Origin of the sequence: Leptolyngbya iicbica LK (assembly GCF_004212215.1) — a bacterium.
Taxonomy (GTDB): domain Bacteria; phylum Cyanobacteriota; class Cyanobacteriia; order Phormidesmidales; family Phormidesmidaceae; genus Halomicronema; species Halomicronema iicbica.
The window spans coordinates 77,505-102,235 of sequence record NZ_QVFV01000009.1 but is presented as its reverse complement, the minus strand read 5'-3'; the positions used below and the strand labels follow the sequence as shown (position 1 = coordinate 102,235).

Sequence of the window (24,731 nt, the reverse complement as noted above, 5' to 3'; positions counted from 1 at the left end):
TTCCAGAAACCCGTCGGCATCAAAGCCATAGTCCAAGGCATCAACCCCTTACAATAGAGATTCTGAAAAACCGTTAAAACGGCAAGGTACTCAACGACTATTTTGCCTACTTTAACCTTCGTTTCCGCTAACTTGCAGCAAATTGACTTATGTTTGAAGCCCTTTCTGAACGATTTGACTCGGCCTGGAAAAAGCTCCGAGGCCAAGACAAAATCAGCGAAGCCAATATTCAGGAAGCGTTGCGGGATGTCCGTCGCGCGCTGCTAGAGGCGGATGTCAACCTGCAAGTGGTCAAAGCATTTGTGGCCGAAGTGCAAGCGCAAGCGCTAGGGGCGGAAGTCGTTTCGGGCGTGAATCCGGGTCAGCAGTTCATCAAAATCGTCAACGACGAGCTGACGAAACTGATGGGGGAAACCAACGCTCCCCTGGCGAAGGCAGAAACCGCGCCAACGGTGATTTTGATGGCGGGCTTGCAGGGGACGGGTAAAACTACCGCGACCGCCAAACTCGCCTTGCACCTGCGCAAAGAATCGCGATCGGCCATGATGGTCGCCACCGACGTCTACCGTCCCGCCGCCGTGGATCAGCTCATCACCCTGGGAAAACAGATCGACATTCCCGTCTTTGACCTGGGCACGGATGCCAACCCCGTCGAGATTGCCCGCCAGGGAGTCGCCAAAGCCAAAGAAGACGGCATCGACACCGTCATTGTGGATACGGCTGGCCGTCTGCAAATTGACCCCAAAATGATGGCGGAACTGGCCCAGATCAAGGAAGCCGTGCAGCCTGATGAGGTGCTGCTGGTGGTGGATGCCATGACCGGGCAAGAAGCCGCCAACCTGACCCGCAGCTTTCATGAAGAGATCGGGATCACTGGGGCCATTCTCACCAAAATGGACGGCGACTCGCGCGGTGGTGCGGCGCTTTCTGTGCGACAAATTTCCGGCCAGCCGATCAAATTCATCGGCGTGGGGGAGAAAGTTGAGGCGCTGCAGCCCTTCTATCCCGATCGCATGGCTTCCCGCATTCTGGGCATGGGCGACGTGCTCACCCTGGTGGAAAAAGCCCAGGAAGCGGTGGATATTGCCGATGCCGAAAAGCTCCAAGAAAAAATTCTAGAAGCGAAATTCGACTTCGATGACTTCCTCAAGCAGACCCGCCTGATGAAAAATATGGGCTCCCTCGGCGGCATCATGAAGATGATTCCGGGGATGGCGGGCAAAATCTCCGACGATCAGTTGCAACAGGGCGAAACCCAACTGCGCCGGGTCGAAGCCATGATCAAATCTATGACCAAGGAAGAGCGCAAAAACCCAGAATTGCTCTCCAGTTCACCCAGCCGTCGCCGCCGCATCGCTCGTGGCTCGGGCTACCAAGATAAGGACGTGAGCAAGCTGGTCAGCGACTTCCAAAAGATGCGCACCATGATGCAGCAAATGGGCTCCGGCCAGATGGGGATGCCCGGCATGGGCGGCGGCTTCCCCGGCATGGGGGGTGGTTTTCCGGGCATGGGCGGTGGCTTTCCGGGCATGGGCGGCGGCGCCCAACCGGGCTTTCGTGGCTATCCCGGCATGGGCGGCGGCGGCAAAAAGAAGAAAAAGAACAAGAAAAAGAAAGGCTTTGGCGATCTGTAACGAGCGTCCTGCACAGCAGCGATCGCCGATCAAATCACAACCCAGTCGGAAGCCTTGGATGGGTGGATAGATTAATGAGTTACAGGCTCAGTTTCTTTTTTTGCCATATTCCTCAGCTCATGCGAGACTCCAGGGCGGCAGGAGGCTGCTAGCAAACTTGAATCAGTCTTTGTGGCGGTGGGCTAAATTTGCGTTAAACGATTTTATCGTCGTCGCCATAAACTAAAAAAACGCACGCCGTCTGGGGGCCGCCAAACCTATGACCCATGTCACCCCTACCCACGCTGAGAGTTGGATCGCGCGCTGGTGGCAGTCGCTCGGGCCATTTGCTCGCACACTGGTGATCTTGCTGGCCGCGCCGCTAGCAGTTCTTAACGTGTGGGCTTTGGCTCGCATTTTTGATTACTTTCGGGAAATTTTAGTGGCAGTGATCATTGCGTCACTGTTGGCGTTTTTGCTGGGCTACCCTGTCAGCTGGTTGCGGCGATTAGGCATTCGTCGCGGCATTGCCTCCGTTGTGGTGCTCCTGGGGGCGATCGTGACCTTTTTGACGGTGGGCATCACGATCTTCCCGCTGGTGTTTGAACAGGCGCAGCAGTTGGTGACTAAATTGCCGGAATGGTTTGACTCCGGCAAAGGACAACTGCTGATGCTCGATAGTCGCTTTGAAGCCTGGGGACTCCCCTTTAACCTGGACGGGGTGATTAGCCAGATTAACGATCGCCTCAAAGTCCGGTTTGAAGCGATCGCCGGCGAAGCACTCAACCTGACCTTTGGCGTCGCTCTCTTCACGGCCAACAAATTGCTGGATGTGGTGCTCGCGATCGTGCTGACCTTTTACCTGTTACAGCACGGTGATGACGTGTGGGGCGGCATCGTCATCTGGCTACCGGGCAAGGCGCAAGAGCTCTTTTCTGAAACCCTACGGCAGAGCTTTCGCAACTACTTTTTGGGGCAGGTGGTAGTCGCGTCACTCATGGGCACTACGCTGACCGTGATTTATGTTGCCCTGCAAGTCCCCTTTGGTCTGTTGTTTGGCATCAGCATTGGCCTCGCGGCGTTGATCCCTTTTGGGGGCACCGTCAGCATCATTATCGTCACGCTGCTGGTCGGTCTGCGCGATATCGGCATTGCGGTCAAAGTGCTGTTGGTGTCGGCCCTGGTGCAACAATTGGTCGAAAACGTTTTGGCTCCCAGAGTGTTGGGCAGTTTTACCGGCTTGAATCCGTTTTGGGTGTTCATTGCACTGTTATCCGGGGTGCGCATTGGCGGACTGCTGGGAGTCATTGTGGCGGTGCCGATCGCCGTCGTCGTCAAAGAGGCCCTTGCAGCCATTCGGATTGCCCGCCAAGACCACGATGCTGCCGCCGCGATATCACCATCGCCCGACAAATCCGCCAATGGTAATGGCATGGATACGTCTGCGACCGCTGCGACCGCGATCGCCCCCCCGCCGGAACCGTAAAATGCCCACCCGACAGGAACGTCACCATGCATATCTGGGTCGATGCCGATGCTTGCCCGCGCGTCATTAAAGAAATTATCTTTCGGGCAGCGCGGCGCGTCAGCGTCGCCACCACCCTAGTCGCTAATCAAGAATTGACCATTCCAGCGTCTGATTTGATTGAAGCGGTGCAGGTTAAAGCGGGCCTCGACGTGGCAGACACCTACATCGTGCAGCACCTCAAAGCAGGGGACCTGGTCATCACGGCAGACATTCCTCTCGCAGCGGAGGCGATCGCCCAAGCCGCTTACGCCCTCACCCCCCGAGGCGAATTTTTAGATCGCGGCATCATTCGCCAACGGCTCTCAATGCGCAACTTTTTGGACGAGTTACGCAATAGTGGTGTCGAAACAGGTGGCACACCGCCCTTTCACGCCCGCGATCGCGAAGCCTTTGCCAACCAACTCGATCGCTTTCTCACCCAACACACCTGACCCTCGCTGCCTGTCATCCTGATCCCCCCTATGAACCAAGGCTGGATTTACCGCGATCGCGTTCCTCCGGTGGCTGCCGGACAAACCCTGCTGGACTATTACGCTCAACGCTACCGCCATTCCACCCGCGAGGAGTGGCGCACCCGCATCGAGCAAGGGCAAGTCACCGTCGCCGACACCCCCGGTCATGCCGATCAGCGGCTGCAAACTGGACAACTCTTGGCATACCATCGCGCTCCCTGGCAAGAACCTGACGTGCCGCTGAACTTCGACGTGCTTTACGAAGACGAGGATTTGTTGGCGATCGCCAAGCCCTCGGGCCTTCCCGTCCTTCCCGGCGGCCAATTTTTGGAACATACGCTGCTACACCAACTGCGGCAGCGCTTTCCCCAGAACCCGCCCACCCCCGTGCATCGACTAGGACGGGGCACCTCAGGGGTGATGTTGCTAGCGCGATCGCCGTTAGCTCGGGCTGACCTCAGCCGTCAGTTACGCCAAGCCAGCGATCGCCAACGCCCGGCCACCCATTTTCACAAAAGCTATCGAGCGCTCATTGGCCCCAGCGATTTACCTGATACGTTTGAGGTGTCAGTGCCCATCGGGCCAGTTCCATATCCAGGTTTGGGAACCCTTTTCGCCGCGACCCCATCCGGCAAATGGGCCTACAGTCAGGGTAGCGTCTTACAGCGACAAGCCCACCAAACGTTGCTGGAGGTCAACATTGCCACCGGCCGCCCCCATCAAATTCGAATCCATCTGGCAGCGATCGGCTATCCACTCTTGGGTGATCCCCTCTATACGTCCGGGGGCCATCCTCTCAAAACCATGGCCACTGACAAGTCACCCATCCCCAGCGATATCGGCTACCACCTGCACGCCCATCACCTGAATTTCACTCATCCTCGCCAGCGCACTACGTTGCAAATCACCTGCCCGCCACCCCTGTGCTTACAAGTCAAATCTGAGGGCGGCGATCGCAAATATCCACTCACTCCAAATGAGGATAGCGCTACTCAGAGTACCTTCTAGGCAGAACCCGGAAAACACCACTAAGTGACAACGAAACTGAATGACTTAACCTTGTTCGCCACGTAAAACTCATCGAGCCCAGCAACAAATAAGAGCGTCCCACAATTTAGAGACACTTCCTTGGCCACGATAGGCCCACCACTACTATGATTGAGCCGCAGTCGTAGTCGGTCGGCAGTTAGAAGGCTCAACGCTGAACTTAACTAAATCCGCTAATTCTTGTAGCTGGTTAATCGCTTCGGCCCCTTCGAGTTTCATCAACTCTCTATCGTCACGCATTTCCGTCCAGGTAATGCCATAGTCGGAAACCAAAAAGCGAATCAGATGACTATCACCCAGGCTTACCATAAAGGATGCACTGTTCATCTGCCCACCACAGGTATAGCAAGAAGCCAAATATCCTCTGTTCTCAAGAACGATGGATAAAGCTTGCAAATTCATAACTAGATCTTGCACAAAACTCTTGTGCTGTTCCGCCAGGCGGACAAACATGGCATATCTCCTTCCGCTGCTAGATTCCTATTTTAGCCTTAAATCTTTAGATTGTCTTAACAAAGTCAGCAATGGACTCAATGACTTCTAAAAATGCCCCCTATGTATGTGAGAACGCTTGCTCAGGCCGTGTTTGGAAGGGCTTACTGTTTAACTGATAGACATCACCTTAGCGTTCAGAGAACAAAGTCTCTGTAGCTTTTTAAACGATTAAAAACGGGCTTAAGGTTTTGTTCTAACGCATTTTGAATGGAATCGCCTGTTGTGCCTATAAGTTTTCACCAAGTCGCAAATAACTTATTTTTATTTGTCCAACATTAACTTATCGAGATATTTAAGTTTTTTCTAGCTCCCTTGGAGGGATGTTTAAATACCTACAATCTGGCTAAAACCACTGCTGTCTCTACGATTTATCCTCATTAGATGGATCGTCAGAATGAAAGGTTATCAGCCGACTGACTGCCAAAACTCTCGTAGTTCCTATGCTGCCGTCAATGAGGTAAAGTCCTCCGGGCATAGCTTGGCTAAAGCGCCAGCGTAAATTACCGAAACTGTTGCTGTTCTTGGGTTTCCCTGCAGCTAGTCCAAGCTGTGCAAAGAACTTTTGTCAGGCAGTGAGGGGTAACAGGTTGCAACGTTACTAATGTTGGCTCGGCACCAGCTACTTGTGGGGTATGCAAGTTTCCTGCGTACAAATACCGCATCCCCTTCTGACTGGAGCGGCTAACTGCTGATTGATCTTGGGGTTGCTCGGCGTTATTCAGGAGTCAGCAATTCCCAGCGTCAGACTCTCCTGGGTCGAATGTTGGCAATCAACTCAACAACCTTGCAGAGGAAAAAACGTAAGCAAGATTTTGGGCGGCTAGCTCATGACAGTGCTCATCGAACCTTGGCTTGAGAAGATTGAAAGCCTCTTGGGCTTTTCCCAAAGGTGTGGCGGCATGGCATGCACGGCTCTTGATGAACTACGGGGAGACACGATTGTTACACCCACAGACCGCTCAGACACCTTATTTAGGCTGCGGTTGGGGGTATCAGTCTAGGAAGTAGGAGCTTTCACGGTAGTATCGTTGATGGTGTCAAAAGAGTTTGAGTGATGGTTGAACGGCCTATTAAGAAGTCGGAGAAAGCAGCCCGCGACGCCCAAGAGGGCAATAGCGATAGCGAAGGGCGGAGTGATAATCGCCGCGATCGCAAGGGTCGTAAAGGCGGCAAAGGTAAGGGACGGCGCGATCGCGAAGAAAAAGCTCCGGCAGTACCTCCCGCATTGATGCGGGGACCGAGACCCAAGCCGAAGGTTGAGGAACCGGAACCCGAAGCGAGCCCCGAACCCCAAGCGAGCTCCGAACCAGAAGCGACGGAAGCGTCCCCCGAAGCGGCAGCAGCAGACGCTCCCACAGCTGATGCTCCGGAAGCATCTGAACCGTCGACTTAGTTACCAACAGCCGATTAGCGAAATTTGTAGACAAAAAAATCCCCGGTCATTTGACCGGGGATTTCTATCAGGGTGCATCTACCGTTCCACTGTTCTTCGCTGTGGGTGAATAATCCGGATAGCTGAGAAGAGTTTTCTACAAGTTCAGTAAATTTGCGGGGAATACAACAGCGGCTGGCAGCGCTTCTGCCTGGCTCTCTTAGGTGGGTCAGTCATGGATACTGGATGAAGTGACGTAGCCGCCAGTCGGGGGCGCGAGATGAATCATCGTATTGCCGTTGTGGGCACCGCTGGTGCCGGTAAGACAACCTTGGCACAGGCCATTACCGCAAGGTTGCAAATTCCGCATATCGAGTTAGATGCGCTGTTTTGGCAGCCGGGTTGGCAGCCCTCGGCCACCGAAGAGTTTGGGGATAAGGTAACTGCCGCTACAGCTGGCAATGATTGGGTTGTTGACGGCAATTATTTACGAGCGCGACTCATTGTTTGGGAACGAGCTACCGTCGTGGTCTGGCTCAATTATTCATTACCGTTGATCCTTTGGCGGGTAACTCGGCGCACGATCGCCCGCAGTTGGCAGCAGCAAGAACTATGGAATGGCTGCTACGAAACGTTTCGCAAAGGCTTTTGGAGTCGTGATTCCATCATTCTGTGGGTGCTGAAAACTTACCGCCCAAATCGCCGATCGCTGCCCGATTGGTTAGCCATGCCGCAATATCGACATTTACAACTGGTGGAACTGCGATCGCCCGCCGAGGCTGAGACCTGGCTGCGATCGCTCCCTGAGAGCATCGCCACGAGTGGCCCAGACACCATCACGCCGAATCACGACAACTGATCGAGCTGGGCAAAATTGTAGGGAGCGGTGAAGTTGTTGTAACGAATGCGCAGGCGATCCTCAAATTGCTCGTCAAGCTCCTCAATCGCCTGACTAAACTTCACTTCATCCTCCCAAGGAATCAGGTAGGCCGTATTGTAAATCATGGCATCGGTGAGGGGATCATTCTCTAAAACTTCGATGGCGAGGGCATTGAGCCGTTGCCGGAAGGCATTGATAACGTCATCCTTGCGCTCGGTCATGGCGGTTTCAATGGCCTGACCAATATCAACAATTTGATCCATGCTCAGCTGCTGACCTTCTAAGCGATCGCGCTCAGCCCGTAGCCCAGCATCTTCTTCCATCAACTGATTGAGTTCGGCGTCAGGCCCCCATAAAAGTTTGACGCTGACCTCACGACGCCCCTCTAATTTGGCAAACAAGCGTTTGAGGGCATCGCCACGAGGGGTGATTAACTCCTTGATGACGCGATCCCAAGTCTCGATGATGAGGCCAAATTGTAGCGGCAACAGAGTGCGATACCCCACCTTCATCGCCGCCTCGAGCACCCGCTCATGGCCTAACAAATTTTTGCGGCTGGCCAGGTAACGTTCTTGCTGCGCCACCGAATACAAAAACACAAACTCATCAATGATGTGAGTGTGAATCGGCTGTTGATCCAACCCCTGCACCTCCAAATCTTGTGGCCCCGGCGCAGGAAAAATTCCGTATAGATATAGCAGTTGTGGCATAGCTAGCCATCAGAGAAACAATGAGGATGCGCTGAAAGCTTACCTCAGTTCACCGGTTTCGAGGTCAACACTAATCGTAATTTTGCTTGAATCAGATTGAGTTGCGCCAGTCCCAAGTCAACATCACCTTCGACGACAACGCCTGTATCGAGCAAGCGATCGAGCAATTCCAGCAAAGACGGTGAGTCAGACGTCTCGCCCGGATAGTAGCCACCGTTTCGAGGCAGCAAAGCCCCTAGCTCTCCAAGATCAATGTTGAGGTCAGCGGGATCGATTTCAAAAATCTCGCACAGCCGCACAATCTCGGCCTCCAATCGCCGCAAACTTTCAGCCGCGCGATCGAGCTGTTCATCGGCTAAATGCCCCGACTCCATACGACGAATCACTTGGGCTTCCATGAGCTGGCGCACCAATTCAGTCACCGTTAGCAATAGCGGTGCCAAACCGGCATCCGCATTGCCGGAACGCGCCAGGGCAAAATCACTTTCTGAAGGGGTATTTTCCGGAGGTGTCATGGGTTTAGCTTAGCGCTTGCCCTCTCAACCCCAACCGTAGGGATACGCTTTTTGATACTTTTGTGGCGACGGTGGCATTGGCCGCCTAGGGCCGCGATCGCCAGACGCCATTCAGCCATTGACGGCGAGCATCTTGGGTGAGCGCTTGAGCCCGCCCCATGACCATGCGTCCTTGGTCAAGCCGCTGACCTTGATCGGCTTGGGTTAACCGACGGCATGAGCGAAAGCTAGGAATAGTGCGGCTGCTAGCCACCTGCTTCATCGTACGAATTTGAATCATGATCGCTCCGTAGAAATGACACTGGAAAAATAGCTGACAGATATCAGGATGAGTTGCCGTTAAGTAACGTCTAGACGGGGGTTGATTTTGCTGTCTATGAGGCCCCGATGGAAATGCCTGGCATACATGGCACAGCGACAGAAGATGAGATAGCTGGGGTTGTCAGCTCCCCAGCGATCGCGGCCAACAGTCGCGAATCGTTTTCCGCGCAGGACTCATCTTCGTCTTACAACAACCCTGCTAGCTGCGCTATTTTTCCCGGTTGGTGAAGCGATCGAATCACCACGTCAAACCTTGTCACAACTCTGCAATGGCCGGAATACGAGCCGACAAACTGCCGGCGGGCAACCGCCCAAAACTATGCCAGCAAAATCACCAGCAAAATAAAGCCAAATACAGAAATTCCGGATTGCAAAAAAATGTCGAAAGTGGGGCGATTGTCTATGGCGGTATATTTCATCACGATTAACTACCTCTGAATAGCAACTACAGATTCACTGCGACTTGAGAGAATTTTTTAGAGGGATTATTCACCTCAGTAGAGCCAATCTACGAAATCGCTAAGGTACTGTATTTCTACATCTTTAGAATGCCCAATTCACAAAAAATTGGTGTGATCGTGCGCATACTTCATAGAGCCTTCATCAAAAACTGCTGGTGGCGCAAGACTTGAGATCGCCTTAGGGATCGATATATCAGAAAAATTACGTAGCAGGCCCCAAACAACATGCTTGGGGGGTGAGGGTCAAAAGGGTTGGCGAAACAAGAATATCTAGTTAGCCAGCCAAGAGCATTTTAGAGAACGGACTAATACTGAATCCTGCTTACATACCCTCGATTTTTAGGCGCGAATGGCCGTTCGCTCTTACGAGATAGCGCTTTTGTTCAAGGTGTTTGCATTCGGATTCGGCCTCACACAACTATCCCAAGATGAGTTGTGTGAGGCCGAAGAGAAGAGGCCAAAATCCCCTGATCAAATGACAGTTCAAGGGATCAGCGGCAGTGCCTCGGCTCAGGGGTGACTGAATGACTTGATCGCACTAAGGAACGAGATGTTCATTGAGGCAGTCGATGGCCGTATCAATGCTCAGGGCAGCGGTCTGCAGGTTAGTGTCTTCTAGCCCTGCAGCCAGGCAATATTCGAGATAACCCAATTCGATCACCAGGCGTTTCACGATCGCCCGCAGGCGATGTTGGCGAGTCAGGGCAGGATTGGTGGGCATGGAAGTGTGGTGCATGTCAGTCGTCCGATGAAGTTTGTCACTAACGCAGTGATATCGCGGGGCACCTTGTTGCAGCTAGTCCCTAATTCTCAACAGCTCTAGTGTTGCAGCGGGCCAAGCAGTGCAACAGCCGGGCGATCGCACCAGCCTCGGGCTCATTCTCAAAACCGACATTGCGAAAGTCGCTTGCCCACACCTGGGAAGAGACGGTGCCCCCTTTAAGATTGAATCAGTGACGCTAGTAGGAAAGTCTGATGGTTGATCGATCTCTGATGTATGAAGAGTCCTATTTTGTGCTGTTGATGCCGGGAGCGGCAGAAGAAATCTTGACCGCAGAAGAACTACACCAGCGCATCGAGACCATCTTGCGCGATCACCAAGCCGATCTACCTCGGGATCTGGCAAAGCAACCAACGGTAACCGCACAAGCGCAATATCTGATTAACACGGCCTGTGATTTTGAGCTCCAGCCCGGCCAAACAATGCAGTGGTTTGCCATTCGCTTAGAGAAATAATGTGGCGGCACCTCAGCGACTGGGGCGGGCGGGCGGCATCTGGTAGCAAGTCCGGATGATGGGCAAGCGGTGGGGATTCACCGAAATGAACGGCCCAACGGCTTGACGGAACTGCGATACCGACCCTGACTCCATCACTCGTCATTATCGGGGTGTGGGGCCTATCCGGCGCTCTACTGCCGGGGTGATCGGAGTTTTCGCACCAATTTTTCGCCCTCTACCCAGACAAACATCAGCGTGCTGAAGCCAAAGCAAATCAATAGCTCAGTGGGATTGAGCAAATGGGTACCAAAGAAATTGCGCAACGGTTCCACATAAATCAGCATCATCTGCAGCACTGTGGTGATGACCACTGCGGCGAGGACAAAGGGATTGGAAACGGGGGACATTTCGTAGGTCATCTGGGTGTCGGAACGTACAGCGATCGCGTGTCCCATTTGGGCAATACACAACGTGGTAAACACCATGGTTTTCCAACGTTCAGGATCACCGGGAACATTGGGATCTTGAGCGGCAAAGTAGGCCCAATACATCAACGAAATCGAAATCACACTGAAGACAAGGCCGATGCGGATCATATAAGCACCCAGACCCCGAGCAAAGATGCTCTCTTTGGGATCATGGGGCGGGCGCTTCATGACGTCGGGCTCGGCGGGTTCCACTGCTAGGGCCAACGCCGGAAAACCATCAGTCACCAGGTTCATCCACAAAATTTGTAGGGGCGTCAGCGGCACATCCAAAATTGGCAGCAAGATCGGCGAGGCGGCGATCGTCAGCACTTCCCCAATATTGGAACCCAGAATGTATTTCACAAACCGGCGAATATTGTTGTAAACCACTCGACCCTCTTCCCCAGCGGCGACGATGGTGGCAAAGTTGTCGTCTAGCAACACCATATCGCTGGCTTCTTTGCTGACGTCGGTACCGGTGATGCCCATCGCAATGCCAATGTCGGCCTGTTTAAGGGCGGGCGCGTCATTCACGCCATCGCCCGTCATGGCGACAATTTGATGCTCTGCTTGTAAGGCCTGGACGATGCGAAGCTTATGCTCGGGCGACACGCGGGCATAGACCTGCACCTGCTGCACGGCTTGTCGTAGGTCGGTTTGCGCCATGGCTTCGAGGGCTTGGCCGGTGAGCACATCAGCACCAGGGGCGGCGATCCCCATGTCGGCAGCGATCGCTTGCGCCGTCAACTGATGATCGCCCGTAATCATCATGGGACGAATGCCTGCTTGTAGGCACAGCCGCACCGCTTCTTTGGCCTCAGGGCGGGGCGCATCCATCATGCCCACCAACCCCAGCCACACCATCTCTTGTTCGACAATGTCAGCCTCGGCGTGATCATCGGGGGCAGATTGCAAAGGTTTGCACGCGAGTCCCAGCACCCGCAATCCTTGGGCAGCCATGCTTTCATTCTGGCGGAGAATCTGTTGGCGAATGGCGTCATCGAGAGGCACCACATCGCGCTGTCGCTGCAGCGACTGGCACCGCTCGAGTAAAAGCTCCGGAGACCCTTTGGCCAGCAGCCAATAGGGAGTCGCAGTCAGCTCATCCGGTAAGTTTTGACTGGTCGTGGGCGATCGCACGGCGACGCTCATCCGTTTCCGTTCAGACGAAAAGGCCCATTCTGAGACCCGCTCAAACTGGTGCAGCAACTGTTGTTGATTGAGGCCACCTTTGCCTGCCAAGACGACCAATGCCCCTTCGGTTGGGTCGCCCAAGATCACCCATTCGCCCTGCTCTTTTTGCAAAATTGCGTCGTTGCAGAGTAGCCCACAAAAAAGCAGCTGCACTAACTCCGGTTGAGCTGGGGCAGCGATCGCGCCCTGGTCTGCATCGGTAAATTGGCCCTCAGGAGCATAGCCATCTCCCGTAATGCGATAATTTGCAGACGCTGTCTGCGCGGCTTGGACGACCATTTTGTTCTGGGTGAGCGTTCCCGTTTTGTCAGAACAAATGGTGGTAACAGAGCCTAAGGTTTCAACGGCGGGTAAACGGCGAATCAGGGCGTTGCGGCGCACCATCCGCTGGGTACCAATGGCTAGGGTAACGGTGATCACGGCGGGCAAGCCTTCGGGCACTACGGCCACGGCCATACTTAGCGAGACTTCCAGCAGGTCTTCAAATGCGCTCCAGCCAGCGCGCAGCACCCCCCCGAAGACGACCAAGGCCACGAGAATTAGAGAGCCCGTCACCAGGGTATTGCCTAGCTGATCCATGCGCACTTGCAGGGGCGTAGGTTCGCTCTCGACTGCCTGCAACATGGCGGCAATGCGGCCCAGTTCGGTCTGCATTCCCGTTTGGGTAATGAGGACTTTGCCCCGGCCATAGACGACTTCGGTGCCCTGAAAAACGAGGTTGGTGCGATCGCCCACACTGGTTTCGGCAGGCAGGGCCTCTGCGGCTTGCTTGCTGACGGCCTGGGCCTCCCCCGTCAGAGCAGACTCTCGGACTTGCAAATTGGACGACTCTAACAACAGGCCATCAGCGGCAACCTGCATCCCGGCTTCCAACAGCAAAATGTCGCCGGGTACCAGCTCTTGCGATGGCACTTCCACCACTTTGCCCCCCCGGACCACCCGCACAATGGGCGAGGCCATCTGTTTCAAAGCGGCGAGGGCCTTTTCGGCGCGGCTTTCTTGGAAATAGCCCAACACACCATTGAGAATCACGATCGCAAAAATGGCGATCGCGTCTTTCGGCACTTCATCGGCGCGAAGGGCAATGATGCCAGAAATGATGGCGACCGCAATCAGCATCAGCAACATAATGTTGGTGAACTGATCGAGCAAAATGCGCCAGCTACTGCGCCCTTTGGTTTCTTCGAGTACGTTCGCCCCCACCTGTTCACGGCGACGTTCCACCGTTTCAGGCGAGAGGCCCGCAACTTGGTCACTATCCAGCAGGGTGAGTGCTTTGGGTGGCAGTAGGGTATGCCAGCCCCCCTCAGGAGGCGTGTGGAGCCAATCGGTCATAGTCCAAGCGCCTAGAAGCCCTGCTTGACGACGTACTTCATGTTATCGGCCTCCCTCCTGGGTAAATCAGAATCTATCGTTAGAATTCGTTCTTCGTAGAGATTCGTATTGTTTCTCGCTCAGTCCGTCGCGCGCGCGTCACGCATTGTCTAGGGGCGCACGCCGTAAAAACAGAACCAAGGCATCGGCCACTTTTTCGGCCCAGTCTTCTTGGGCGTAATGGCCCATTTCGTCGAGCTTCACCAGCTCGCCCGTTGGCACGGTGTCTACCCATTTTTCTGCTAGAGCTACAGGTACCCAGGGGTCGGCAGTGCCCCAAATCAGTTGGGTCATTTTGGGCCAATCAGGCAGCTTGGCGGCAATTTCTTGGGTGATCTCTGCCAATTTAAAGTTGCGCAAGGTAAATAGCAGCGATCGCCCCGCCGATGAAGTGGTCAAAAACGGCTTGCGATAGACATCCAAATCGCTGTCATCCACCTGATACGGACCGCCGCCCTCCAAAGTGCGATCGACCAAGAGGGGATCTTGGGTCATCATTTCGCCGGCTAGGGGCCAGGTCATGCGGCGAATGGCCCCCGGCAATTTCACCTCGGGGGCGAGGGGGGTGTTGATGATGACCAATCGCTCGACCCGCTCGGGATGGCGCAGGGCAAAGAGCACGCCATAGACGCCCATAAATCCCTGAGCCACCAGATGCACTTTGTCAATTTCTAGAGCGGTCAAAAAGTTGCCCAACTCAGTGACGAAGGCATCGGCAGTGTAGGCGAAGTCGCGTTTTTCGGGAAAGCAGGAAAAGCCGTGCCCAATCCAATCAGGGGCGATCGCCCGAAAGCCTTGTTCGTTCAGCTTAGGCATCACATCGCGCCAGCTGTAACTCTGGGACACTAACCCGTGTAGCAGCAGTACTGGCAGGCGATCGCTACTCGTCTGGGTGGGCGGCTCATCCCGATAAAACCAGTCCAGTTTGCCCACCTGCACTTTGTAGCCTTCGGTTAATGCCATCGCGCCCCCTTCTCTAGACCGTTGGAGTGTCGCTAAGCTTACGGTCTCACGTGGGGCGATCGCAACTGCCTCCCCAAAGCCGTTAGCTCTGAGGAGGCAGAAGTCTCAAGTCAGAATGGATATTAATTACAGAGAGGGGACCAATCGGTAACAGCCCCAGTGTTCAGAAACGTTAGTCAATCAGACTAATCTTGCCAGCTCGCACGTAATCTAAAAGTCGATTGATGTGGAAACGATCGGTGGCAGGCATACCAGGGTCAGACAACATGGCTGAGGTCAGCCGCAAATGCTCTCGGCGGCTTAGCTGTCGTGCTTTGACCGCATGTTTTACCAGCGTTTGAATCCCGGACTGTTCATGGGCGGCGGAAACCATAGCTGATCCATCCCTTTGCTAGGCGTGACATCTTTCACAGGAAACGTTGAAAAGCAAGCAGAGTAACCAGCAATTTGGCGCGTGACGGTTGGCTATACGGGAAATATAGCGATCGTCGGCTCAAAGTCGTAGCATCCGAGGCAAATATGGAACTCGTCTTGCTTTCCACCCAAACGGTAGCCCTCAGGTCACCTTTGTGTAATCAGGAGAGACACTGATTACACAAAGGCTTCACAGAAACTTGTCAGCACTTTTACAGAATTCCAATAAAGGCTTGGGATCATCAACATCAGTCAAGTGCCTGTCGCATTTATCGCCAGGGTATTGGCCCCGGCAAGCGGCGGCGGTGGTATCAGTCGACGAACTACATCGGCCTGACGAATGAGGGCGCGACAGTCCGGTTAATCAGCGGCGTGGAAGATGACTGACAGGTTGTTGGCAGGCATGGCAATGACCGCTTTGAGAACAAACCCCGATTGTTGCGCCGTCTCGCAAACCACGTCTAGATCGCGGACGCCCCAAGCCGAATTTTGCTGCCGCAGCGATCGGTCAAAGGCAGCGTTGCTCGGAGCCGTATGTTGTCCGCCCTGTTTGAAAGGGCCATAGAGATACAGCACATCTCCCGCCGTGAGCAGTTGGGCGGCTCCGGCGAAGAGTCCCTCACAAGCAGCCCACGGTGAGATGTGAATCATGTTGATGTTGACGATCGCTCGCAGTGCCGACTCTGGCGCATTTTGCTGCTGCCAGGTGGTGACGAAATCGGGCCATTGCGCTTGGGTGACATCCAGCGCCAGCGGTTCATGAAGGTTAGGCAGTTGGGCGATCGCTCGCCAACTGGCAATGCTCTCCCGCGCGATGGGATTGGGATCACTGGGTAGCCAGTGCCGAGGGGCCAGCTGTTCGGCAAAAAAGACAGCATGTTGCCCGGTGCCGCTGGCAATCTCCAATACGGTGGCCGACGCGGGCAAGTGCTCGGCCAGCACTGCACTAATCGGCTCCCGATTTCGCTCAGCAGCGGGGGCATATTGTCGCTTGTTGATCGCTGACATGGCATTCATCCGCTGGGTCAAGACAGGGTCGCAACCAGTAAACAGACCTGGCACTCCTGTAAAAGCAACGTATCATCTCCCGATATCGAGAGCCGCTAGGGATTGACCGCGAATTGGCCAGAGATTAGGGAGAATCTGAAGTTGCCGCAGATCGCCCGCCCACCAGCCAACTCACGGCTCATTCACCAGCGATCGCAACATCATCACCGCATCCACATAACGCCCATCGGGCAGACAGACGCCAGCCGGAATGCGACCAATCTCCTGAAAGCCCAGCGATTCCCACAGTTTTAGTGAGGCGATATTGGTTTCAAAGATCAGGTTATACATCACGGCGCGATAGCCGCGATCGCGGGCCAATTGCAGCATCACTTCCCCCATCCAGCGACCCAATCCCTGACCGCGCATTTCCGGCGCTACAATAAATCCGGCGTTGGCGATATGACTACACCGCCCCGGAAAGTTTGGCTTAAGATAGAACGCCCCGACGATTTGGTTGGGGGGCAAGTTCTCCGACAAAGTGCCCTCTCCCGTGCGGACGACAAAGGCCTCGCCCTTCTGCCAATAGGCGGCAAAGTCTGCCACCGTCAGTGGTTCGGCTTGAGGATAGCTGAGCCCCTCGGCCACCAGTTCATTCAGCATGGCCCGCACCGTTTCAGCCTCGTGGGCCGACATCACATCGAGACATACCGGAATAGATGATTTCGTTTGGCGGTAAATTGGGAGATCCACTGGCGATCGCGTTAGTTGGTAAGGTTTGTAGATAGATCTGAGTGTTGCATGGCAATCGTACACGGAAGCTGGTTACCCGAACAGCAGCAGTTCTTGCTCTGGGGCGAAATGTGGCAGCGGCTAGAGGCCAGCGAGTTTCCCCCGAAACCGGAACTGCAAGACCATCCGTTTTGTATGGCCATGCCTGAACTGCTGGAGCGGCTGAAGGCGATCGGGGGGTTGCCCAAACCTTTCTGGGTCGAGGTCGGCGACGGCGGCACTAGGCGCAGTCGCAAAAAATCTGCCCGCGCGTTGGAGCAACTGCTTGCCTTGCCGACGGCGATCACGGCGGATGCGTGTTTGCCCAAACACTCGGCGGAAGATTTGACCGAGGCGGGGGAAGCGATCGCCCTCCATCCCTGGAAGATTCTCGGGGTGGGACTGACCCCGGCGGAAGCCGCACAGTTTCTGGCAAGTTTGCCCTTGGGACAACAGGAAGTCGCAGGCATCGAAATCGGTGCCGACCTGCGCTTTTGGAGCCATGTGGCCCGGTGGAGCCTGGATTTGCAGGCGCGGGGCAAATTTTTGCCCGCGATCGCCATCACGCCGCAGAAAAAGACCGTCGCCCAGTGGCAACTTTTGCTCGACAGTGAAACCGATGCCCAACGATTGCAACACTTTAGTCGGCATCTGCCTCTCAGTGGTCGCACGTATCAGCCCATCTCCAAAGCCCGCAAGGGCAAGCCACTGGGTGTGTCGGTGCCCTTGCCCGCCACTGACAGCGATCAGCTTTACGACTTTTTGCAGCAGATTGTCGATGCGCAGGTGCGATCGCAGGCCCAGCCTGTCGGCAGCAACGAAGTGCTCAGCCCCGAGTTGCCCCTGCGTGAATGGCTAACCGCCCTGAGTAGTGAGCAAAACCCGGAGATCGAAAGTAGTGCGATCGCGGCCGCCCGCCTGCGGGATGCCCTCACCACCTGGACCATGCCCCTGCAAAGCAGCGTGGATGAAAACCGCTTTCGCGTCTGCTTTAAGCTGGAACCGCCTGCCACGGATGAAGACTCCTGGCACCTGGGCTACTACCTGCAATCCCGCGACGACGACAGCTTCTTAGTGCCCGCCGACACCCTGTGGAACTATCCCGTCGACCAGGCCGTGATCGACGGCCAAACGATCCCCAATCCCCAAGAGACGTTATTAGGCGGGCTCGGTCGGGCGTCCCGATTTAGCGATCCCGTTCGTGAGAGTCTGCAACAGCGGCGGCCTAACCGCGTTCCCCTCGATCCGGCCCAGACTTTCGTTTTTCTCAAAATGACCCTGCCGCGCCTGCGGGATAGCGGGTTTGGCGTCGCCCTGCCCCCCGGCTTGGAATCCCCCAGCGAAGATAACCGGCTGGGCATTCAAGTGGCCGCCGCTGCCCCCGATCGCAAACAGCGCCAGCGCCTCGGTCTGAAAAGCTTGCTAAATGTGGAATGGGAGCTTTCCCTCGCGGGCAAAAAGCTGTCGCAAAAGGACTTTGAAAAGCTCGTTGCCCAAGAAACCCCGCTGCTGGAAATTGACGGCCAGTGGGTGGAACTGCGGCCCCAAGACGTGCGCACTGCGCGGGACTTCTTCAAACGGCGCGACACCCCCATCGAACTCAGTGTCGAAGATGCGCTTCGCCTTAGCACGGGCGATACCCAGGTCATCGACAAGCTACCCGTCGTCAAGTTCGAAGCCTCGGGCATTCTGCAAGACCTCATTTCCACCCTGACGGAAGGCAACCAGTCCCTGGAACCGATTAGCGAGCCCGACGGGTTCAAGGGCAAGCTACGCCCCTATCAGGCGCGGGGCGTCTCCTGGCTCACGTTTTTAGAACAGTGGGGGCTGGGGGCGTGTCTCGCCGATGACATGGGTTTGGGCAAAACCATTCAGCTCATCGCCTTTTTGCTGACGATGAAGGAGCGGGATCTGCTCACTGGCCCGGTGCTGCTGGTGTGCCCCACCTCGGTGTTGGGCAACTGGGAGCGGGAAATTTATAAGTTTGGCCCAGAGTTGAAAGTGTTGATGCACCACGGCGACAAGCGATCTCATGCGGCGGTGTTTGCCCGCAAAGCCCGTGGCTCGAATATTGTGCTCACTAGCTATGCCCTGGCCCAGCGGGATCTGAAGGATTTTGAGCGGGTGGAGTGGCTCGGCGTCGTGCTGGACGAAGCCCAAAACATCAAAAATCCCGACGCCAAGCAGTCGAAAGCCGTGCGACAAATCGAGGCCCAATTCCAGATTGCGCTGACGGGCACCCCAGTGGAAAATCGCCTGGCTGAACTGTGGTCCATCATGGATTTCTTGAATCCGGGCTACCTCGGCCCCAAGAACTTTTTTCAAAAGCGGTTTGCCACCCCGATTGAGCGCTATGGCGACACCGCCTCACTGAAAACCCTGCGATCGCTCGTTCAGCCCTTCATCCTGCGCCGCCTCAAAACCGATCGCACCATCATTCAAGACCTGCCCGAAAAGCAGGAAATGACGGTCTTTTGCGGCCTGTCTAGCGAGCAGGCCCAGCTCTATCAGGCCACTGTCGAAAAAGCCATGCGCGACATCGAAGCGGCGGAGGGCGTGCAGCGACGGGGCCAAATTCTCGGCTTGCTCACTAAGCTAAAGCAGATTTGCAATCACCCCGCCCAGTTCCTCAAAGAAGAAAAGGACACCCTGGCCGCGGGGCGATCGGGCAAGCTGTTGCGCTTTGACGAGATGGTGGCGGAATTGCTGGATGAAGGCGATCGTGCCCTGATTTTCACCCAGTTTGCGGAATGGGGCAAACACCTCCAGGCCCATTTAGAGCGCACCTTTGGGCAAGAAACCCTGTTCCTTTACGGCAGTACGTCCAAAGGCAAGCGGGAAGAAATGGTCGATCGCTTCCAGCATGATCCCAGCGGCCCACGCCTGTTCATTCTGTCGTTGAAGGCGGGGGGCGTCGGCCTCAACCTCACCCGCGCCAACCACGTCTTCCACTTCGATCGCTGGTGGAATCCCGCCGTGGAAAACCAGGCCACCGATCGCGCCTTCCGCATCGGCCAGACGAAAAACGTGCAGGTGCACAAGTTCGTCGCCACTGGCACCCTGGAAGAAAAAATCCACGACATGATCGAGTCCAAAAAGGCGATGGCGGAACAGGTAGTCGGCGCGGGCGAACAGTGGCTCACCGAACTCGACACCGACGCCCTCCGCAACCTGCTGCTGCTAGATCGCACCGCCGTCATCGATGACGACTAGCGCATGATCATTACGACGCCTCGCGCCGCCACAGCTACCTCAAAAAACGTTGCGCCTGTGACCACGGGTTAGTTGAGATAGATTCGGCTTCCGGCAAAGCCAGATTGAGCTCATCCGCACACAACTTAGAGAGGATTCATGGGGCAATGAAGTCCTGTACTGCAAAGCGTTGCCTCCAGTGTGCCCAGACCCTTCGTTAGAGGTGAGGCCAGCCAGCGTGATTTTGCGCCTAAAGGTGAACCGATATCTACCGCTGCCATTCTGTAGGGCTGCTAGCGATCGCAGACAAAACAGTCGCCCCTAAATCACTGGTGAATTTTTGAGTGGGCCAGTCTGAGATGCCGCCCAGTGAGTGTCCACAACCACAAAGCGATGACCGTAGCGGCGCTTCGTGCCGGCTCACAGTAGATTATGGCGCGGTGGGCGGGTCGGTCTCTTCGACTTCCAGAGCGAGGGATTCCACATCCGTCGGTTCCGGTAGCGGCGCTTGGGTGACCAAGCGACATTCACCGTTTGGCTGACCCAATAGTCGGCGTGATAGATAGATGAACGCGCCTCCCAAAATGGGCACCGCAGGCATCGCAATCAGCCACACCACCGACGGAGCCTCGGTCGGTGAGTTCTCTCCAGTCGACTCATCACTCACATTAGCTGGGGCCAACTGCGCCCTCTCAGGGGACTGTGTGGGAGAGTCTGCCGACACTTGCGTAACGATTACTCCGGGAGCGATCGCGACAGGAGTCTCAGCCGCCCGGACGCCACCGCCGCTCAGGAAACCCAACAATACCAGTCCTCCCGCGATCACCCCTAACCGCCGCCCACTGCCAGCGGTCGGGCACATGCGTGAGTTGTTGACCGATGCCAGGGACGGCGATCGCGATGCATTTTGTGGGTTGAGAGAAAGCATGGCCAGCACCACTGCGAGGGAGCAAGTGTCAACTTATTTTAAGGGGTAGGCTTCACCAGATCAGGCATAGGCGCTATCCCCGCGCAGTCACTCCCCTCAAACTGGGAACAGCCCGAGCCAAAGCGGCAAGGTGACTAACAATAGCGCCGAACTGACCCCCAAACAGGTCACCGCCAAGTCGCGATCCAGATCAAAGGTCTCGGCTAAGACCAGGTTGGCAAAGGCGGCGGGCATGGCCGACTGCAAGATGATCACGAGGCGAGGGGCGCCCTGCCAGCCCAATAGCGTGAGTAAAACGCCGATTATCACCGGGGCGATCGCCATGCGAATCAAAGTCGACATCAGCGCCGGACGCAGGTTTTGCCACGATCGCAGTTGCTGTAGCCGCATCCCCATCAGCACCAGCGACAGCATCACCATTGACCAGGCAAACCCCTGAAGCCCGAGATCGAGCCAACCAGGAAACGGGACGGGACGCAGCAATAGCCCCAGGGCAAAAGCTGGAAAAGTTGGTGCTCTCACCAATGCATTCAGACTTTGTCGCCAGGGTGACAGCGATCGCCCCTGCCCTACCCCCTGACCGTAATAGGCCCCGATCATGGCCCCTACACCGTAAGCCCCAAATACCGTGCCCAACAGATCGTAAAACACCGCCCAGCCAAAGTAGGCAGTGCCCAACTGGGGCAGTAGCAAAACGATGGGATAGCCAATATAGCCCGTATTGCCCACCATTGAGGAGAGCAAAAAAATGCCTTTAGTGGCCCTGGGCCAAGGCTGACCACTGACTTGCAACCAACCCCAAGCCAGCCCAAACGCGATCGCAAACGTCACCCAGGCCATTATCGGCGCCATCCACACCCCGCCGGAGAGGTCAGTTTGTCGCAAAAAGTGAATCAGGCTACCAGGAACGCCCAGCCAAAACAAAAAGCGCCCCAATGCCAAAGGCGTGCGGGCTTGCCAGGATGCTCGCCGAGGCGATCGCTTTCCCAGCCAGCCCAGCAGCGCACTAGCTACCACACCAAGCAATACCCCACCACAAAGTGGGATATAAATTTGAGCCAAAAACCACACAGGCACCTCTGTCGAGACATTAAAAGCCAGGTGCTGACGGACTCACCCATGAGCCATGATCGGCCATGATGCTTGTCCTAGACCAGAGCAAGGATCTCTATGAAATGAAGGTCCAATAACATCCAAATTAGCCAAGGCAGGTAAGATGCCTGCCTTGGCATCGCCGAGACAGCGATCCCAACTGATTCAAGTCTCACTCCCAGACTAGAAGCCGTCCAGATCGAGGGCCTTAGAGCCGCCCCGCTGCAACTGACCCAAAATCACGCCGAGTTGACGCCATACTAGCCACGCCATTAGCACCGTGAGTACCGCACTAATCGCAAACGACGGTGGCGCAGAGAATCCAAAGATCTGAATACCTGCTGCCAAAGTCACCCAGACGCCGAGACAAATACCCACATACGGCAACTGCAGAGACAATCCCCGAATATCTTCTAAGGAACCCGCCTCCGGATTTTTGGCCCAGGCTTGGGTGGCTTGTTGTAATGAGGTATTAAAGGCTGAGCCAGCGGCGATCGCCGACAAAAAACCAGCAATCATCAACACATAGGGCGGATCAGGATACACGGCACAGACCTCAACGAAACGGCGAAATCGACACAAAGAAATGTAAAGCTGCGCCCATTATATCGACCTGTGGGTACCCCTACAGGCTCTTAGCAGGCTGCAAACTAGCAGACAACGCAGCGACTGGCGGCAACCAATCGGCGGCGCGATCGACGGAAGACTGCAAAATGACATTCCACGCCACCCCGAGTACTTTGGACGGAGTCACGTCCTCTTTCACCAGTTCCCATAGTTTTTGCACTTCCTCGGTGTGGAGGCGATCGTCTTCAGTCATGGCCAAAATGAGGCGATCGCGAATGTAGCGGCCCTCCTCCGACATCAAGAACTGGAGGCCCAAACTCGCCGTGGGCAGAATGTCGAAATCTTCATCGCTGCGAGCAATCTGCAACAGATTTTCCAACCGCTGCCACTGAAACTTCCCGTCTTTGAACAGTACTTCCAGTAATCGCCGCCGCAGCGAAGGCGTCTCACCCTTCAATAACCGTCGCGCCACGTAGGGATAGGCAATATCCACAATTTTAAAGTCGGGATTTAGGCTCAAGGCGACGCCTTCTTGAGTCACCAGCGAGCGAATGATTAGCGCAAACTTGGCGGGGACGCGGAAGGGATACTCATACATCAACTCAGAAAAGCGATCGGTGATGGTTTTGAAATTAAAGTCACGCACTTTAGCTCCCAAAGCCTCACCCAGCACTGTTTCCAGGGCAGGAATAATGGGCTCAATATCGGTATCCGGCGTCAGAAAGCCCAATTTAACAAAGTCGTTAGCCAAAGCCGCATAATCTTGATTGATCAGATGCACCAGGGCATCTACTAGCGTTTCCTTCGTTTCCTGATTGAGCTGATCCATCATGCCAAAGTCGATGTAAGCCATACGCCCATCGGCCATGGCAAACAAGTTGCCTGGGTGCGGATCAGCATGGAAGAAGCCATACTCCAAAAGCTGTTGCAAGCTCGTGGTAACGCCCACTTCAATGAGGGTGTCCGTATCGAGCGATGCCGCCTGAATACTGCCAACGTCGGTTAGCTTAAAGCCTTCAATCCATTCCAGGGTTAGGACTTTCGGACTGCTGTAACGCCAGAAGATGTTAGGCACCTTAACCGTCGGATCGTTCTGAAAATTAGCGGCAAATAGCTCAGCGTTGCGCCCTTCGTTGAGATAGTCGATTTCTTCAAACAGCTTGGTGCCGAATTCATCCACAATCAGGGTGAGGTCATGCCCTAAATTCAGCGGCAGCAACCATCCCAAACTTTGCGCCGCAAAACGCATGATGAATAGATCGCACGTCAGCACAGGCAACAACCGGGGGCGCTGCACTTTAATTGCGACTTCTTCGCCGGTATAGAGTCGCGCCCGATACACCTGCGCCAGACTGGCAGCGGCAACAGGTTCAGGAGAAATTCGACTGTAAATTTCTTCAGGAGAGTAGCCTAACTCTTTTTCCAAAATCATCATCGCCAACGGCGTCGAAAAGGGCGGCAGCTGATCTTGGAGCTTAGTGAGTTCTTCTAAAAAGTCTTTGCGAATCAGGTCAGGGCGCGTTGAAAGGGCTTGCCCCACTTTGATGAAAGTCGGCCCCAATCGGGTCAACAATTGGCGCAACTGCACGGCTCGCTTGGTCAGGTTGCGCTCTTCACGGTTAAACCAGCGATCGCTCTGCAACCCCAACACAAAGGTGCCCAGCCACCACAGCACTTGCAGCGATCGCCACACCACAATCCAAGGACGACGACCGTAACACTTCGCAATCACATCCGCGTCGTAAACCTTGGATTGAAATAGCGATGCTTGCATGGCAAAATTCCTTGACACTCTGCGGAGCGAACGTGAAAGCCAGCCAGGACAAGCCACCGAAGCAACTCAACCACCGTTAAGCTGGAGCCTTTTCCTCAAGCAAGCGCGCTAACAATCGTGCTTTGAGCACTTGCAATTCGGGGAAAATATTTCAACGCTCTTAACAATAGTATAGAAAAATACAGTTAAACCTGTTGACGACTTAACACTTGTATAAGTAAAACTACTCAAGTCCGTGCATAGAGTCAAATAAATACAGGTTCCACTTTTCTTTTGAGAAAGACTATAGTCCATTGTCTCGCGTGCCTGCTTAAGCAAGCGTACGCAGTCAACTTAATGCGAGTGAGTGGCATGCCGTCGCGCTTGCCGATGTTTCCTTTGCAAACCACGGCCATG

Annotated in this window: 22 protein-coding genes; 8 read left to right on the top strand and 14 right to left on the bottom strand. The window is 55.1% G+C overall.

The genetic code is table 11. The features are described 5' to 3' along the window. The first annotated feature begins 149 nt into the window (after positions 1 to 149). The 4 genes from ffh to DYY88_RS21805 all read left to right on the top strand — a co-directional run bounded on the left by ffh (position 150) and on the right by DYY88_RS21805 (position 4,601). The gene (gene ffh, locus DYY88_RS21820) at positions 150 to 1,634 is read left to right on the top strand and encodes a signal recognition particle protein (protein WP_039729130.1); all 1,485 of its coding nucleotides are present in this window, start codon (positions 150 to 152) and stop codon (positions 1,632 to 1,634) included. A 259-nt stretch (positions 1,635 to 1,893) separates the two neighbouring features. After that, the gene (locus DYY88_RS21815) at positions 1,894 to 3,099 is read left to right on the top strand and encodes an AI-2E family transporter (RefSeq protein WP_044148825.1); all 1,206 of its coding nucleotides are present in this window, start codon (positions 1,894 to 1,896) and stop codon (positions 3,097 to 3,099) included. 26 nt (positions 3,100 to 3,125) lie between these two features. After that, complete coding sequence (locus tag DYY88_RS21810; protein ID WP_039729131.1) at positions 3,126 to 3,572, top strand: YaiI/YqxD family protein; 447 nt, start codon at positions 3,126 to 3,128, stop codon at positions 3,570 to 3,572. Positions 3,573 to 3,602: 30 nt separating this feature from the next. Further along, positions 3,603 to 4,601 (top strand): RluA family pseudouridine synthase, encoded by a 999-nt coding sequence (locus DYY88_RS21805; protein WP_063776210.1) that lies wholly within the window; start codon positions 3,603 to 3,605, stop codon positions 4,599 to 4,601. A 144-nt stretch (positions 4,602 to 4,745) separates the two neighbouring features. Here the strand turns inward: DYY88_RS21805 and DYY88_RS21800 are convergent, their stop codons facing one another. Then, complete coding sequence (locus tag DYY88_RS21800; protein WP_039729132.1) at positions 4,746 to 5,093, bottom strand: DUF1815 family protein; 348 nt, start codon at positions 5,091 to 5,093, stop codon at positions 4,746 to 4,748. Between the two features lie 1,096 nt (positions 5,094 to 6,189). On the opposite strand from DYY88_RS21800, the gene DYY88_RS21795 reads away from it, so the two are divergent. Continuing rightward, positions 6,190 to 6,528: a hypothetical protein gene (locus tag DYY88_RS21795; protein WP_039729133.1), complete on the top strand. Its 339-nt coding sequence runs from the start codon at positions 6,190 to 6,192 to the stop codon at positions 6,526 to 6,528. Between the two features lie 259 nt (positions 6,529 to 6,787). After that, on the top strand, positions 6,788 to 7,366 hold the full coding sequence (locus DYY88_RS21790; protein ID WP_044148826.1) for a P-loop NTPase family protein: 579 nt from the start codon (positions 6,788 to 6,790) through the stop codon (positions 7,364 to 7,366). On the opposite strand, the gene gvpF is transcribed toward DYY88_RS21790, so the two are convergent. The 4 genes from gvpF to DYY88_RS21770 form a co-directional block, all read right to left on the bottom strand. After that, complete coding sequence (gvpF, locus tag DYY88_RS21785) at positions 7,354 to 8,097, bottom strand: gas vesicle protein GvpF (RefSeq protein ID WP_039729135.1); 744 nt, start codon at positions 8,095 to 8,097, stop codon at positions 7,354 to 7,356. The genes DYY88_RS21790 and gvpF overlap by 13 nt on opposite strands. Before the next feature lie 44 nt (positions 8,098 to 8,141). Beyond that, a complete protein-coding gene (locus DYY88_RS21780) occupies positions 8,142 to 8,612 on the bottom strand; it encodes a gas vesicle protein K (RefSeq protein ID WP_039729136.1) in 471 nt (156 codons plus the stop codon). An 85-nt stretch (positions 8,613 to 8,697) separates the two neighbouring features. Then, entirely contained in the window at positions 8,698 to 8,892 is a 195-nt protein-coding gene (locus tag DYY88_RS21775) for a hypothetical protein (RefSeq protein ID WP_039729137.1), read from the bottom strand. A 1,040-nt stretch (positions 8,893 to 9,932) separates the two neighbouring features. Continuing rightward, positions 9,933 to 10,130 (bottom strand): hypothetical protein, encoded by a 198-nt coding sequence (locus DYY88_RS21770; protein WP_130199556.1) that lies wholly within the window; start codon positions 10,128 to 10,130, stop codon positions 9,933 to 9,935. A 239-nt stretch (positions 10,131 to 10,369) separates the two neighbouring features. Here DYY88_RS21770 and DYY88_RS21765 point away from each other — a divergent pair, with 239 nt between their 5' ends. After that, positions 10,370 to 10,630 carry a CRR7 family NDH-1 assembly protein gene (locus tag DYY88_RS21765; protein ID WP_039729140.1) on the top strand — a complete coding sequence of 87 codons (261 nt, stop codon included), beginning with the start codon at positions 10,370 to 10,372 and terminating at the stop codon, positions 10,628 to 10,630. Between the two features lie 173 nt (positions 10,631 to 10,803). Here DYY88_RS21765 and DYY88_RS21760 read toward each other — a convergent pair whose 3' ends face one another. The 5 genes from DYY88_RS21760 to DYY88_RS21740 all read right to left on the bottom strand — a co-directional run bounded on the left by DYY88_RS21760 (position 10,804) and on the right by DYY88_RS21740 (position 16,764). Then, positions 10,804 to 13,608, bottom strand: coding sequence for a cation-translocating P-type ATPase (locus tag DYY88_RS21760; protein WP_039729141.1), 2,805 nt, complete (start codon positions 13,606 to 13,608; stop codon positions 10,804 to 10,806). A gap of 138 nt (positions 13,609 to 13,746) precedes the next feature. Beyond that, entirely contained in the window at positions 13,747 to 14,610 is an 864-nt protein-coding gene (locus tag DYY88_RS21755) for an alpha/beta fold hydrolase (RefSeq protein ID WP_039729142.1), read from the bottom strand. 172 nt (positions 14,611 to 14,782) lie between these two features. Beyond that, a complete protein-coding gene (locus tag DYY88_RS21750; RefSeq protein WP_039729143.1) occupies positions 14,783 to 14,983 on the bottom strand; it encodes a hypothetical protein in 201 nt (66 codons plus the stop codon). 401 nt (positions 14,984 to 15,384) lie between these two features. Then, entirely contained in the window at positions 15,385 to 16,032 is a 648-nt protein-coding gene (locus DYY88_RS21745; RefSeq protein WP_201279082.1) for a DUF938 domain-containing protein, read from the bottom strand. A 171-nt stretch (positions 16,033 to 16,203) separates the two neighbouring features. Beyond that, complete coding sequence (locus tag DYY88_RS21740; RefSeq protein ID WP_039729147.1) at positions 16,204 to 16,764, bottom strand: GNAT family N-acetyltransferase; 561 nt, start codon at positions 16,762 to 16,764, stop codon at positions 16,204 to 16,206. A gap of 48 nt (positions 16,765 to 16,812) precedes the next feature. Here DYY88_RS21740 and DYY88_RS21735 point away from each other — a divergent pair, with 48 nt between their 5' ends. After that, the gene (locus DYY88_RS21735) at positions 16,813 to 19,995 is read left to right on the top strand and encodes a sll1366 family intein-prone helicase (protein WP_039729148.1); all 3,183 of its coding nucleotides are present in this window, start codon (positions 16,813 to 16,815) and stop codon (positions 19,993 to 19,995) included. Between the two features lie 409 nt (positions 19,996 to 20,404). On the opposite strand, the gene DYY88_RS21730 is transcribed toward DYY88_RS21735, so the two are convergent. The 4 genes from DYY88_RS21730 to DYY88_RS21715 all read right to left on the bottom strand — a co-directional run bounded on the left by DYY88_RS21730 (position 20,405) and on the right by DYY88_RS21715 (position 24,335). After that, positions 20,405 to 20,902, bottom strand: coding sequence for a hypothetical protein (locus DYY88_RS21730; protein WP_130199555.1), 498 nt, complete (start codon positions 20,900 to 20,902; stop codon positions 20,405 to 20,407). A 96-nt stretch (positions 20,903 to 20,998) separates the two neighbouring features. Further along, entirely contained in the window at positions 20,999 to 21,919 is a 921-nt protein-coding gene (locus DYY88_RS21725) for an AEC family transporter (protein WP_242517656.1), read from the bottom strand. 258 nt (positions 21,920 to 22,177) lie between these two features. Further along, positions 22,178 to 22,540 carry a hypothetical protein gene (locus DYY88_RS21720; protein WP_084607181.1) on the bottom strand — a complete coding sequence of 121 codons (363 nt, stop codon included), beginning with the start codon at positions 22,538 to 22,540 and terminating at the stop codon, positions 22,178 to 22,180. Positions 22,541 to 22,619: 79 nt separating this feature from the next. Continuing rightward, positions 22,620 to 24,335 carry an ABC1 kinase family protein gene (locus DYY88_RS21715; RefSeq protein WP_039729150.1) on the bottom strand — a complete coding sequence of 572 codons (1,716 nt, stop codon included), beginning with the start codon at positions 24,333 to 24,335 and terminating at the stop codon, positions 22,620 to 22,622. Between the last annotated feature and the right edge of the window lie 396 nt (positions 24,336 to 24,731).